The sequence below is a fragment of the Actinomadura violacea genome, from assembly GCF_017573465.1.
GTDB lineage: Bacteria > Actinomycetota > Actinomycetes > Streptosporangiales > Streptosporangiaceae > Spirillospora > Spirillospora violacea.
On sequence record NZ_JAGEPF010000003.1, the window covers coordinates 398,861 to 412,146 of the forward strand.

At 73.4% G+C, this 13,286-nt stretch carries 11 protein-coding genes; 4 read left to right on the plus strand and 7 right to left on the minus strand.

Annotated elements, in window-relative coordinates; all coding sequences use genetic code 11:
• The first annotated feature begins 48 nt into the window (after window positions 1-48).
• Window positions 49-978, plus strand: coding sequence for a TIGR03619 family F420-dependent LLM class oxidoreductase (locus J4709_RS05855; protein WP_208237714.1), 930 nt, complete (start codon window positions 49-51; stop codon window positions 976-978).
• Window positions 979-1,015: 37 nt separating this feature from the next.
• On the opposite strand, the gene J4709_RS05860 is transcribed toward J4709_RS05855, so the two are convergent.
• Both J4709_RS05860 and J4709_RS05865 read right to left on the minus strand, forming a co-directional pair.
• Entirely contained in the window at window positions 1,016-1,456 is a 441-nt protein-coding gene (locus tag J4709_RS05860) for an Lrp/AsnC family transcriptional regulator (protein WP_173093255.1), read from the minus strand.
• A 108-nt stretch (window positions 1,457-1,564) separates the two neighbouring features.
• The gene (locus J4709_RS05865) at window positions 1,565-2,587 is read right to left on the minus strand and encodes a LacI family DNA-binding transcriptional regulator (RefSeq protein WP_307801005.1); all 1,023 of its coding nucleotides are present in this window, start codon (window positions 2,585-2,587) and stop codon (window positions 1,565-1,567) included.
• A gap of 148 nt (window positions 2,588-2,735) precedes the next feature.
• On the opposite strand from J4709_RS05865, the gene J4709_RS05870 reads away from it, so the two are divergent.
• The gene (locus tag J4709_RS05870; protein WP_208237718.1) at window positions 2,736-3,986 is read left to right on the plus strand and encodes an ABC transporter ATP-binding protein; all 1,251 of its coding nucleotides are present in this window, start codon (window positions 2,736-2,738) and stop codon (window positions 3,984-3,986) included.
• Between the two features lie 75 nt (window positions 3,987-4,061).
• Here the strand turns inward: J4709_RS05870 and J4709_RS05875 are convergent, their stop codons facing one another.
• The 5 genes from J4709_RS05875 to J4709_RS05895 form a co-directional block, all read right to left on the minus strand.
• Complete coding sequence (locus tag J4709_RS05875; RefSeq protein ID WP_208237720.1) at window positions 4,062-5,060, minus strand: carbohydrate ABC transporter permease; 999 nt, start codon at window positions 5,058-5,060, stop codon at window positions 4,062-4,064.
• Window positions 5,057-6,436 (minus strand): carbohydrate ABC transporter permease, encoded by a 1,380-nt coding sequence (locus J4709_RS05880; protein WP_208237722.1) that lies wholly within the window; start codon window positions 6,434-6,436, stop codon window positions 5,057-5,059. Before J4709_RS05880 ends, J4709_RS05875 begins: the two co-directional genes overlap by 4 nt.
• Window positions 6,437-6,454: 18 nt before the next feature.
• Window positions 6,455-7,801: an ABC transporter substrate-binding protein gene (locus J4709_RS05885; RefSeq protein ID WP_208237730.1), complete on the minus strand. Its 1,347-nt coding sequence runs from the start codon at window positions 7,799-7,801 to the stop codon at window positions 6,455-6,457.
• A complete protein-coding gene (locus J4709_RS05890) occupies window positions 7,798-9,027 on the minus strand; it encodes an ABC transporter ATP-binding protein (RefSeq protein WP_208237732.1) in 1,230 nt (409 codons plus the stop codon). Before J4709_RS05890 ends, J4709_RS05885 begins: the two co-directional genes overlap by 4 nt.
• 231 nt (window positions 9,028-9,258) lie before the next feature.
• Window positions 9,259-10,368, minus strand: coding sequence for a M24 family metallopeptidase (locus J4709_RS05895; RefSeq protein WP_307801007.1), 1,110 nt, complete (start codon window positions 10,366-10,368; stop codon window positions 9,259-9,261).
• Window positions 10,369-10,585: 217 nt separating this feature from the next.
• Between J4709_RS05895 and J4709_RS05900 the strand changes: the two genes are divergently transcribed.
• Window positions 10,586-12,067 (plus strand): SpoIIE family protein phosphatase, encoded by a 1,482-nt coding sequence (locus J4709_RS05900; protein ID WP_208237736.1) that lies wholly within the window; start codon window positions 10,586-10,588, stop codon window positions 12,065-12,067.
• Window positions 12,068-12,130: 63 nt separating this feature from the next.
• Window positions 12,131-13,051, plus strand: coding sequence for a 5'-3' exonuclease (locus tag J4709_RS05905; protein ID WP_208237738.1), 921 nt, complete (start codon window positions 12,131-12,133; stop codon window positions 13,049-13,051).
• The last annotated feature ends 235 nt before the right edge of the window (window positions 13,052-13,286 follow it).

The window sequence follows — 13,286 nt, forward strand, 5'->3', positions numbered from 1 at the left end:
GCCGCCCTTGACGTTGTAAGGTGCGGCCCGACGAGGAGGAGCAACGCCGTGCAGATCGGGTTCGCGGTACCGGTGTCGGGGGCGTGGTCCACCCCGGCCAACCAGGTGCTGATCGCGCAGCGGGCCGAGGAGCTCGGCTACCACTCCCTGTGGACGCTCCAGCGCGTCGTCAACCCGGCCGGCTCGGCCGACCAGACCTACCGCAACGTGCCCGACCCGCTCGTCACGCTGGCCTACCTCGCGGGCTACACCGGCCGGGTGCGGCTGGGCGTCGCCGTGGCGAACATGCCGTTCTACTCCCCCGCCATGCTCGCCAAGCAGGCGATCACCCTCGACCACGTCACCGGCGGCCGGCTCGACCTCGGGCTCGGCAACGGCTGGATGCCCGAGGAGTTCGCCGCGGTCGGCGCGTCCATGGACCGGCGCGGCGCCCGCGCCGAAGAGTTCCTCGCCGCGCTGCGCGCGATGTGGACGGGCGAGCCCGGCGAGGTCAGCGAGTTCCACGGCGAGTTCCACGACGTCCCGCCCGTCACCATGGACCCGCGGCCGCTGCAGCGGCCCGAGCCGCCGATCCTGCTCGGCGGGGCGTCGGAGGGGGCGCTGCGCCGCGCCGGGCGGCTCGCCGCCGGCTGGGTCAGCTCCAGCCGCGCCGACCTGGCCGAGATCGGCCGCTCGATCCAGGTCGTCCGGGACGCCGCGGACGAGGCGGGCCGCGACTCGGCCGCGCTGCGGTTCGTGTGCCGGGGCGCGGTGCGGGTGCGCACCGAGGAGGCCGCGCCGCCCGAGGGCGGGCGGCGCCCGCTCACCGGCACCTACGAGCAGATCATCGCCGACTTCGCCGCACTGGAGGAGCAGGGCGTCACCGAGCTGTTCGTCGACCTGAACTTCGACCCGGAGCTGACCGGGCCGGACGCCGACCCGTGGGACTCGATGTACCTGGCCCGCGAGGCGCTGGAGGCGTTCGCCCCGCGTTCGTGAGCGCCGCGGCGCCGCGGCGGGGGCGCCGCGTGCCCGGTCACAGCGCCGGGCGGCGGCCCTCCCACGGGGTGCTGAGCACCACGGTGGTCCGGGTGGCGACGTTCGCCGCCGCCCGGATCTGCTGCAGCAGGTCCTCCAGCTCGTTGGGAGAGGCGACCCGGACCTTCAGGATGTAGCTCTCGTCGCCCGCCACCGAGTGGCACGCCTCGATCGCCTCCAGGTGGGCCAGCCGGTCGGGCGCGTCGTCGGGCGCCGCCGGGTCGATCGGCTTGATCGACACGAACGCGGTGAGCGGCAGCCCGATCTGCCCGTTGTCGAGCTGGGCGGTGAAGCCCCGGATGACGCCGCGCTTCTGCAGCCGCCGCACCCGCTGGTGCACCGCCGACACCGACAGGCCCGTCCGCTTGGCCAGATCGGTGAAGCTCATCCGCCCGTCGTCGGCCAGCAGCGCCATGATCTGACGATCGATCTCCTCCACGCGGGAAATCTAGCGTGCCGCGGCGCGTGCACGTGACCCGGGCAGATCACAGATCAGTTCTAATCACCCGCACATGGGGCGGACCGGTACCGTCCGGGCCCGCGGCGGTCACCGCCGGGAGCCGCGCAGCGCGCCGCAGCTGCCCCGCACCACCAGCTCCGTCGGCAGCAGCAGCGGCGCGCCCCGGCCGCGCCGGGCCCGGTCGCGCAGCAGCAGCTCGCAGGCCCGGTGGCCGATGTCGCGGCCCGGCCGCGCCACCGCCGTCAGCGGCGGGTCGCACAGCTCCGCCCACGCCACGTCGTCCACCATCGCGATCGACACGTCGGCGGGGACGCGCAGGTCCAGCTCGCGGGCCACCAGCACGGCGGCCTCGCCCAGCAGGTGGCCGGCGGCCAGCACGGCGGTCACGTCCGCGCGGCGCTGCAGCAGCCCCGCCGCGGCGGCGTACGCGGCGTCCCGCGCGGACCGCGCCGCGACGACCAGGTCCTCCTCCACCGGGACGCCGAGCCGGGCCAGCGCGTCGCGGAACGCCCGCTCCCGCACGCCGGGCCGCTCGCCGGGCGCGGCGCCGCCGAGGAAGGCGATCCGCCGGTGCCCGAGCCCGGCGAGGTACTCCACCAGGGACCGGACGCCGCCGGCGTCGTCGGCGAGCACCGCGGGGATCTCCGGCAGCCCGGGCAGCACCCGGTCGGCGAACACGACGCTGGAGCACACCCGGACGGCGGCGCGCCAGTCGGCCTCGTCACCGGCGGGCAGCGCGATGATGCCGTCCACCCGCTGCTCGACGAGCCGGTCGACGATCTCCGCCTCCTGCGCGGGGTCCCCGCCGGACGCCTCCACGATGACGTGCCCGCCGAGCGTGCGGGCGCTGGCCAGCACGCCCGCGACCAGCTCGGCGTGGAAGGGGTCGGTGACGCCGGGCAGCACGAGGCCGATGCCGCCGCTGCGGCGCAGCTTGAGGCCGCGGCCGAGGGCGCTCGGCCGGTAGTCCAGCTCGGCGGCGGCGGCCAGCACCCGCTCTCGGGTCGCCGGGCTGACCGAGCCGCCGGAGAACACCCGGGACACCGTCGCGATCCCGACGCCCGCCGCGGCCGCCACGTCCTTGATCGTCGCCGACCGTCCGTCCGCCACCGGTGCCCGCCCCTCCATATCCGCAGTTCTCCGACCTTATCCTGATCAACTCTCCCATGGAAACGATTCCATGTTGTTTACTCCAGCCATTGAGCGAAAGCCCTGCTGGGGCAGGGTGCGACGGAAACGTTTCCACGAAGGGGCGGGGATGGCCGAGATCAAGCTGGACCAGGTGGACAAGATCTACTCGGGCGGCGTCAAGGCGGTGGACGGCCTGGACCTGACCATCCAGGACGGCGAGTTCATGGTGCTGGTCGGGCCGTCCGGCTGCGGCAAGTCCACCGCGCTGCGGATGATCGCCGGCCTGGAGGAGATCAGCGGCGGCAAGATCTCCATCGGCGGCCAGGTCGTCAACGACCTGGCTCCCAAGGACCGCGACATCGCGATGGTGTTCCAGAACTACGCGCTCTACCCGCACATGACCGTCGAGCAGAACCTGGCGTTCGGCCTGAAGCTGCGCGGCACGCCGAAGGCGGAGATCAAGCAGAAGGTGCGCGAGGCCGCCAAGATGCTCGGCCTCGAGCAGTTCCTGTCCCGCAAGCCCGCCGCCCTGTCCGGCGGCCAGCGCCAGCGCGTGGCGATGGGCCGCGCGATCGTCCGCGAGCCGCAGGCGTTCCTGATGGACGAGCCGCTGTCCAACCTGGACGCCAAGCTGCGCGTGTCCATGCGGGCCTCGCTGAGCCAGCTGCACGAGCGGCTCGGCGTCACCACCGTCTACGTCACCCACGACCAGATCGAGGCGATGACCCTCGGCTCGCGGGTGTGCGTGCTGCGCGAGGGCAAGCTGCAGCAGGTCGACACCCCGCAGCGGCTGTTCGACAACCCCGTCAACATGTTCGTCGCCGGGTTCATCGGCTCGCCCGCGATGAACTTCGTCTCCGCGCAGCTCGTCCAGGGCGACGGCGGCGCGCAGGTCTCCTTCGCCGGCTTCACGCTGCCGGTGCCGGACGCGATCCTCGACGACCGGCCCGCGCTGCGCGACTACCTCGGCCGCGAGGTGATCCTCGGCATCCGCCCGTCGGACTTCGAGGACGCCGCGCACGCCAACCCCGACTGGGCGCCGATGTCGGTGAAGAGCAGCGTCACCGAGGAGCTCGGCAGCGAGATCAACGTCATCTTCACCATCGACGCCCCGCCGGTCGAGCACAAGGACACCGCCGACCTCGCCGAGGACGCCGCCGAGGGCGACGCCGACATGGCGATCCCGCTGGTGGACAACAAGGCGCTGTGGACCGCCCGCGTCAACTCCCGCTCGCACGTGCGGCCCGGGCAGGACATCGACCTGGCCGTGGACACCCGGCGGCTGCAGTTCTTCGACCCGGCCAGCGGCCTCGCGATCGGCCACCCGGACGCCGCGGCCGCCGTCGTGCCGGACCTGACGAAGAAGAGCGACGACTGACCGGACCGTCCGCGGATGTGAGAAGGCCCGTGCGGGGCGCGCCCCGCACGGGCCTTCTCACATCCTTTGATCGGGCTACTTCACCGAGCCGGCGAGGACGCCCTGGACGAAGTAGCGCTGGAAGGCGAAGAACACGACCAGCGGCACCAGCAGCGACAGGAACGCGCCCGGCGCGAGGATGTCGATGTTGCCGGTGAACTGGCGCATCTGCGACTGCAGCCACTTGGTCATCGGCTGCGCGCCGGTGTTGGCGAACACCAGCGCGACCAGCAGGTCGTTCCACACCCACAGGAACTGGAAGATGCCGAGCGAGGCGATCGCCGGGCCGCCCAGCGGGAAGATCACCCGCCGGAAGATCGTCCACTCCGAGCCGCCGTCCATCCGCGCCGCCTCCAGCAGATCCCGGGGGATCGCGGCGAAGAAGTTGCGCAGCAGGAAGATCGCGAACGGCAGGCCGAACGCGACGTGGAACAGCACCACGCCGGTGATCGACCCGTACATCTTGAACCCGCCGATGTCGATGTTCCCGTAGAGCTTGGCGACCGGCAGCAGCGCGACCTGCACCGGCACCACCAGCAGCGCGACGACGATCAGGAACAGCCAGTCGCGGCCGGGGAACTCCAGCCACGCGAACGCGTACGCCGCCAGCGACGCGATCGCGACCACCAGCACCGTCGCCGGCACCGTGATCAGCACGGTGTTCCAGAACGAGTCGACGAAGTCGGGCTTGTCCAGCAGCGAGCTGTAGGCGCTGGTCGTGATCTGCGACGGGTGGGAGAAGATCTTCCACCAGCCGCCGGCGCCGTTGTCCTCGGTGGAGCGCAGCGACTCCACGAACAGGCCGAACGTCGGCACCAGCCAGAACAGCGCGACCAGCACCAGCAGCACCTGCACGACGGTGCCGCCGGCCCGGCCCACCAGGCGGGACGCCACGCTCCGGCGCGGCGCGCCGGCCGCCCCGTTCGCCGCGCCGTCCTTGCCCGGCGCGGCGGCCACGGCCGCGGTGCCGGTTCCGGTGCCGCCGTCGTCCGGCGCGCCGTCGGGGGTGACGTCAGTGCCGTCCGCGGTGCTCATTTCCGCTCCTGCCGCAGTCGCCGGATGTTGAACAGCATGGCGGGCAGCACCAGCAGGAACAGCAGCACCGCGATCGCGCTGCCGGAGCCGGGGTCGTTGCCGCCGCCGAACGACTTGGTCCACATCTCCAGCGCCAGCACGTTGGCGTTCGGATCGCCGCCGCCGATGATGAACACCAGGTCGAAGACCTTCAGCACGTTGATGACGAGCGTGACCAGCACGACGACCAGCACCGGCGCGAGCAGCGGGATCGTCACCCGCCGGAACACCTGCCACTCGGTCGCGCCGTCCACCCGGGCCGCCTCCAGCGCGTCGCGCGGGATCGCGGCCAGGCCCGCGGCGATCAGCACCATCGCGAACCCGGACCACACCCACAGGTACGACCCGATGATCGCCGGGGTGATCAGGGTGGTGCCGAGCCATTCGGCGCCGCCGTAGGAGGCGGTGAAGTTGCCCTTCGGCAGCCGCAGCGTCACCGCGCCCGACGGCACCTTCTTCAGCGTGAACGTGCCGTCCTTGCCGGTGGTGGCCTTCGCGACGACCTTCCCGCCGCGCAGCGCCTCCACCTTGATGCCGGGCAGGCCGGCCTCGCCGGCGTTCGGCTTGTTCTGCTCGCCGCCGCCGCCCTTGGTGAAGTCGAACCAGACCGTCCCGGTCACCTGCCCGGCCTTCGCGGCCGGCGGCTGCGCGGCCGGCTTGGCGTCCTTCGGCAGGTACTCGGGCTTGACCTTCACCAGCGGCAGCAGCGCGGTCTGCCCCGCCGACACCGGAGCCGACCCGAGCACCGCGCCGCCCTGCTCGTGGACGAGCTGGTCGCCGCCGGTGCGCGGGCCCGCGCCCGGATAGGTGGTGCCGGACTTGAAGGTGTCGTGGATCGCGACCAGCGCCGCGTTCGCCACGCCCTGGTCGGGGTCCTGCTGGTAGACCAGCCGGAAGATGACGCCGGAGGCGAGGAACGAGATCGCCATCGGCATGAACACGACGAGCTTGAACGCCGTCGCCCACCGGATCCGCTCGGTGAGGACGGCGAAGAACAGCCCGACGATGGTGACGAGCGTGGGCGCGACCACCACCCACACCACGGTGTTGCGCACCGCGACGAGGTCGTCGTGCCCCTGGAACACCCCGGTGTAGTTGTCGAAGCCGACGAACGAGCCGCCCGAGGCGTCGAAGAAGCTGCGGATCACCGAGTACACGATCGGGTACACGACCAGGAACCCGAGCAGCAGCAGCGCGGGCAGCAGGAACAGCAGCGCCAGCCAGGACGGCGGCGTCAGCCGCTCCCGGGCGCCGCGCCGGGGCGCGGCCGGGCCGGTGACGGCGGCGGCGCCGCCGGCCGTCGCGGCCGGCGGCACCCCCTCATGCGTGGGCTTCATCCGGGGTCGTCAGCTCCCCTACTTGAAGGCCTTGGCGGCCGCGGCCTCCAGCGTGGCCTGCGTCCCCTTGACGTCGGTGGGCTTGCTCACGAACTGGCGCAGCGCCTCCCACTCGCCGGCGCCCGGCGTCGCGCCGAACGCGGCGGGCGCGAGGTCCGACATGTCGTAGCGGGCGCTGTCGCCGGCCTGCTGCATCTGCTGGATCAGCTGCTTGGCGATCGGGTCGGAGTAGGCGTCCGGCGACACCGCCTTGTTGGGCGTGAGGTAGCCGCCGAGCCCGGCCCAGACCTTCCCGGCCTCCGGGGAGGCGAGGAACTTCATCAGCGCCTGCGCGCCCTTGCCGTCCTTCATCGCGACCGCGACGTCGCCGCCGATGACCGCCGGGGCGGTGTCGCCGGCCTTCGGGAAGGCGAACACCTTGGCGTCGGTGCCGACCTTGGCCTTGGTGGTGGCGATGTTCGCCGCGGCGAAGTCGCCGCCGTAGGCCATCGCGGCCTTGTTCTGGCCGAACACCTGCGTGATCGACTCGTCGAACTTGGTCTTGGTCGCGGTGGCGACGCCGCCGTTGAGGAACTGCGGCTTGCCCCAGATCTCGGCGAGCGTCTGCAGCGCCTTGGCGACCGTCGGGTCGGTCCACTTGATCTCGTGCTTGGCCAGCTTGTCGTAGTTGTCCGGGCCGGCCTGCGAGAGGTAGACGTTCTCGAACCAGTCGGTCAGGGTCCAGGAGTCCTGCGGGCCGGCGGCCAGCGTGAACGGGGTGGTGCCCGAGTCCTGCAGGGTGCCGGCGTCCTTCACCAGGTCCGCCCAGGCGGCCGGCGGCTGCTGCACGCCCGCGTCGGAGAACGCCTGCGGCCGGTACCAGATGATCGACTTGTAGGCCGCCTTGGCGATCACGCCGTAGGTCTTGCCCTGGTAGGAGCCGAGGTCCTTCCAGTACGGCGAGAAGTTCTGCGACACCTCCGACACCACGTCGGGCTCCAGCGGCTTCAGCTGGCCCTTGGCGGCGTACTGCTGCATCAGGCCCGGCTGCGGCAGGATCGCCACGTCCGGCGGGTTGTGCGCGGCGAGCTTCGGCCCGAGGTAGGCGTCGGTGTTCTCACCGGTCGAGGCGTACTGGACGGTCGCGCCCGTCTGCTTCTCGAACGCCTGCAGGACCTTGCGGAAGTTGGTCTCCTCCGTCCCGGTCCACTTGGCGGCCACCGAGACGGTGACGCCCTTCAGCTCCGTCCCCCCGGCCGAGGTCTTCGAGCCGCCGCCCTTGTCGTCGTCGCCACCGCCGCACGCGGCCGCGGCCGACAGCAGCAGTCCCGCCGCGACGGCGGCGCCCACCGCCCGGCGGCTCGTCACGCCTCTGCTGACCCTCATCCCTCATCCTTCCTGAGCGGACCCGCCGCGGCCGATCCCCAGATCGACGCGCCGGACTCGATATCGAAGAAGTGCAGACGACCGGTGTCGACGCGGATCGCCACCGGGTCGCCCACCTTCACGCGGGTGCGGGGGCTGAACCTCGCGACGAGGTCCGTGCGGGGGCGCTCCATGTGCCCCAGCACGTCGGTCCCCGCGTCGCGGGCGAGCTCCTTGGTGTCCTCGGTGACGACCTGGGCGGCCTCGACCGCGAAATGGACCAGCACGTCCGAGCCCATCGCCTCCACGAGGTCGGCGGTGGAGGTCAGCCCGGACCCTTCGGGCGCGTCCACGAGCTCGGAGTCCTCCATGTCCTCGGGACGGATGCCGACGACGACGTCCCGCCCGAGGTAGGACGCGAGGCCGGGGCGCTCGTGCAGCGCCGCGGCCGGCAGCGTCAGGGTCTGGCCGCCGATCTCCAGGCGCGGGTTCGCCGCGTCCCCGGACAGCGTGCCGTGCAGCAGGTTCATGGCGGGTGAGCCGATGAAGCCGGCGACGAACAGGTTCGCCGGCCGGTCGTAGAGCTCCTGCGGCGGTGCCACCTGCTGGAGCTGGCCCTTCTTCATCACCGCGACCCGGTCGCCGAGCGTCATCGCCTCGGTCTGGTCGTGCGTGACGTAGATCGTGGTGACGCCGAGGTCGCGCTGGATGCGGGCGATCTCCGCGCGCATCTGGACGCGCAGCTTGGCGTCGAGGTTGGACAGCGGCTCGTCCATCAGGAACGCCTGCGGCTCGCGGACGATCGCGCGGCCCATCGCGACCCGCTGCCGCTGGCCGCCCGACAGGTTGCGCGGCTTGCGGTCCAGGTGGTCGGTGAGGCCGAGGATCTGCGCGGCGTGGTCGACCTTCTCGCGGATCTCCCGCTTCGGCATCTTGCGCAGCGACAGCCCGAACCCGATGTTGTCGCGCACCGACAGGTGCGGGTAGAGCGCGTAGCTCTGGAAGACCATGGCGACGTCGCGGTCGCGGGCGGGGACCCGGTTGACGGCGCGGCCGCCGATCGTGACGGTGCCCTCGGAGATGTCCTCCAGGCCGGCGACCATCCGCAGCGCGGTGGTCTTGCCGCAGCCGGACGGCCCGACCAGCACCAGGAACTCGCCGTCGGCGATGCTGAGGTTCAGGTCGGTCACGGCCCGCGTCCCGTCGGGATAGACCTTCCCGACGCTGGTCAGGTCGACCTCTGCCACGGCGTCTCCTCTGCTTGACAAGCACTACCCCGGCGTAACTTGAAACAAGGTGGTACAGGGCGGGAAGGCCGGACCGCAATACGCGCGGCACCGGCTGGCGCATTTAGTACAGAGATCGTTACCGACCCGTTTCCGGGTCATTTTTCGCCGACCGAAAACAAGCGGAAGGCGCGGACGAAAAACGCCCACGCCTTCGCGCCCTTATGCCCCGGAGGCCCGGGGGCCGGATGTTCAGCCGACGACCACCAGGCCCCGCTCGGTCACGTTCATCGGCTCGTGGCCGTCCTCGGTGCACACGACGATGTCCTCGATGCGCGCGCCGTGCGGGCCCGGGTAGATGCCCGGCTCGATCGAGAACGCCATCCCCGGCTCCAGCGGCTCGCGGTTGCCCGCCACGATGTAGGGGTCCTCGTGCGACTCCAGGCCGATGCCGTGCCCGGTGCGGTGGAAGAAGTGCTCGCCGTGCCCCGCCGCCGCGATGACGTCGCGGGCCGCCGCGTCCACCGCCTCCGGCGTCACGCCCGGGCGGACCGCCTCCCGCGACAGCCGCTGCGCCTCCTCCAGCACCGCGAAGTACGCGGCGTACTCGGCGGGCGGCTCCCCCACGCAGTAGTTGCGCGTGGAGTCCGAGCAGTAGCCGCTCGGCATCGTCCCGCCGATGTCGACCACCACCGGCTCGCCCTCGCCGATCACCCGGTCCGACAGCTCGGCGTGCGGGTTCGCGCCGTTCGGCCCGGACCCGACGATGACGAAGTCGACGACCTCGTGGCCCTCGGCGATGATCGCGTCGGCGATGTCCCGGCCGACCTCGCGCTCGGTCCGGCCGGCGCGCAGGAACTCCGGGACGCGCCGGTGCACCCGGTCGATCGCCGCGCCCGCCTCGCGCAGCGCCGCCACCTCCGCCGCGCTCTTGCGCATCCGCAGCTCCCGCAGCACGCCGCCCGCGGCGACCTGCTCGGCGCCCGGCATCGCGGCACGGAACCGCAGCGCCATCACCGCCCACATCCGGTCGGCCACCCCCACCGACGCCGGGCCGCCCGGCAGGCGGCGGGCGACCAGCGCGTACGGGTCGTCGGTCTCGTCCCACGGGACCAGCTCGACGCCGAGCGAGCCCGCGGGCGACTCCTGCGCCGCCGGCAGCTCCAGCCGCGGCACGACCAGGAACGCCTCGCCGTCCGCCGGCACCACCAGGCAGGTGAGCCGCTCGAGCTGCTTGGCGTCGTACCCGGTGACGTAGCGCAGGTCCGGGCCGGGCGTCAGCAGGACCGCGCCGAGGCCCGCCTTCGCGGTCGCCTCGCGCACCCGCCCCAGCCGCTCGCGCGGATACAACTCCGTTGTCACATCCGTCTCCATACCGGTCGCGGTGCCGGGCCGCCCCGCCGCCGGGCGTGGGCCGCGCCGCGGATCACCGCTTCCTCCTCCCCTGTGACCTGCTCCTGTTACATTCTGTCCGTGCTCCGACACAGTTCGCACCGCCTCGGATACCGCACCAGGATCCCAACAGCGCCGTCCCGGCGCCGCCCCGGCCCGCCCGCGCCGGTCCGCCGCGGCTGAGCCGATGCGGCGCACCCGAGACACCGCCGGACGCGAGGATACGGCGATTGCCCAGGTCCCCGCCGCGGCGGCGCCCGCCGAGCACGCGCGGGCGGCCGTCGAGCAGGCGAAGGGCGTGCTGGCCGAGCGGTTCGGCTGCGACGTGGAGACCGCCTACGACCGGCTGCTGGAACTCGCCGCCGGAGCCGGGGTCGAGCCGGAGGCGGCCGCCGCGCTGCTGCTCGGCGCCACGCCCGAGACGCCCGAGCGCGCGCGCCCCGGGTCCGCGGCGGAGGGCAGCGACGTGCCGCGCCCGCGCCCGCCGGACCGCGACGACGACGGCCCGCCCGGCCCCGCCGCGCAGCTCGCGCAGATGGAGCGCCTCGGCGGCCTCGGCTGGGGCCGCTGGGACCTGGCCACCGGCGAGGCACGCTGGTCCGCCGGGCTGTACGCGCTGCTCGGGCGGGACCCCGCCGCCGGTCCCGCGCCGCTGGACCGGCTCGCCGAGCAGGTCGTCGGCGCCGACCTGCCGCACGCCCGGCACTTCCTGCGCGTCCTGCTCCGCCGCCGCGAACCCGCCGACGCCGGGCTGCGCGTCCGCGCCGGCGGCGCCGTCCGGCACCTGCGGGCGATGGCCGAGCCCGTCCTGGACGCCCGCGGCGAACCGGTCGCGGTCCAGATCGTCTTCCAGGACGCCTCGCGCGGGCGCGGCGACGAGCTGCTCGCCGCGACCCGCCTGCAGCTGATGCGGCAGCGCCGCCGCATCGCCGAGGAGCGGCGCACCGCCGTCGAACTGCAGCGCGCGCTGCTGCCGCTGCCGCGCGGCCCCCGCGACCTTCCGGGGCTGCGCGCCGCCGTCCGCTACCTGCCCGCGTGCGGCGGGACGCGGGTCGGCGGTGACTGGTACGAGGCGACCGCGCTGTCGGACGGCGAGGTCTTCCTGGCGATCGGCGACGTCGCCGGGCACGGGCCGCCCGCCGCGGCCGGGATGGCGCGCGTCCGCAACGCGCTGAGCGGCCTGGCCTGCACCGGCGCCGCGCCGGACCGGATGCTGGCGGCGCTGAACCGGATGCTGCTCAGCCCAGAGCCGCTGGAGGCGCGCGGGCGCGGCCCGGCACCGACCGCGGGCGCGGTCGCGGCCCGCTACGACCCCGGTCCCCGCGTGCTGACGTGGGCGCGGGCCGGGCACCCGCCGCCGCTGCTGGTCCGCGACGGCGCCGCCGCGCTGCTGGAGGCGCCCGAGGGCGTGCTGCTCGGCGCGGTCGACGCACCGGACCTGGAGTCGGTCATCACCCGGCTGCACCGCGGCGACCTGCTGCTGTTCTACACCGACGGGCTCGTCGAGCGGCGCGACCGCGACCTCGCCGACGGGTTCCGGATGCTGCTGACCACCGCCGCGGAGCGCCCGGGTGCCGGGCCCGACGCGGTCGCCGACCACGTGCTGCGCTCGCTCGGCGGCGCCAACCCCGACGACGACACCTGCGTCCTGGCCGTCCAGGTCGTCTGAGCCGTCGCGGGCGGGCTGCCGTGGCTCCGCCGGGATGTCGGGGGCGCGTGGGAGCATGAGTCCATGAGCGGGCTGATGCTGCTGGACACGCCGTCGTTGTACTTCCGCGCCTTCTACGGGGTGCCCGAGTCGGTGACGGCGCCGGACGGCACGCCCGTGAACGCCGTCCGCGGCCTCATCGACATGATCGCCCGGCTCGTCCAGGACCGCTCCCCCGACCGCCTCGTCTGCTGCATGGACGCCGACTGGCGGCCGGCGTTCCGGGTCGAGGCGCTGCCGTCGTACAAGGCGCACCGCGTCGCCGAGGACGGCGGCGACCAGACCCCCGACGCGCTGGAGGCGCAGCTCCCGGTCATCGACGAAGTGCTGGACGCGTTCGGGCTGGCCCGCGTCGGCGTCGCCGGCTACGAGGCCGACGACGTCATCGGCACGCTCGCGGTACGCGGCGCGGCGGACGGCCCGGTCGACATCGTCACCGGCGACCGCGACCTGTTCCAGCTCGTCGACGACGCCGGGCCGGTGTCGGTGCTGTACACCGCGCGCGGCATCCGGAACCTGCAGATCATGGGCGAGGCGGAGGTGGCGGCCAAGTACGGCATCCCCGGCCGCGGCTACGGCGACTACGCGACGCTGCGCGGCGACCCCAGCGACGGGCTGCCGGGCGTGCCGGGCGTCGGCGACAAGACCGCCGCCGCGCTGATCACCCGGTTCGGGTCGGTCGACGGGATCCTGGCGGCGCTGGACGCGGGGATCACCGACGGATTCCCGGCGGGCGCCCGCAAGCGGATGGAGGCGGCGCGCGAGTACCTGGCGTCCGCCGAGACGGTGGTCCGGGTCGTCACCGACATCGACGCGCCGGAGCTGGCGAAGCTGGACGACCGGCTGCCCGCCGAGCCGCGCGACGCCGGGGCGCTGGTGGAGCTCGCCGACGCCTGGAACCTGTCCAGTCCCGTCAACCGGCTGCTGAACGCCCTCGCCCGCTAGCCCGGCGCTCGCGGGTCCGGGGCGGAACGAAATTGCGCGCCGGGCCTTGGCCGCCGGTGATTCCGAGCTGCAATTTTCCGCGAAAGTGTCAGATGACGCAGACGCGGTGCGCCCGCGCGCGCAGCATGTGGATCAATGAGGGGTTCTCCTAGGGACATGCGGAGAGCACGCACGCCGCCGCGGGACGGGCGATGACGGCCGTCGACCGGGCACCGGGTCCGGCCGCGGCGGCCGC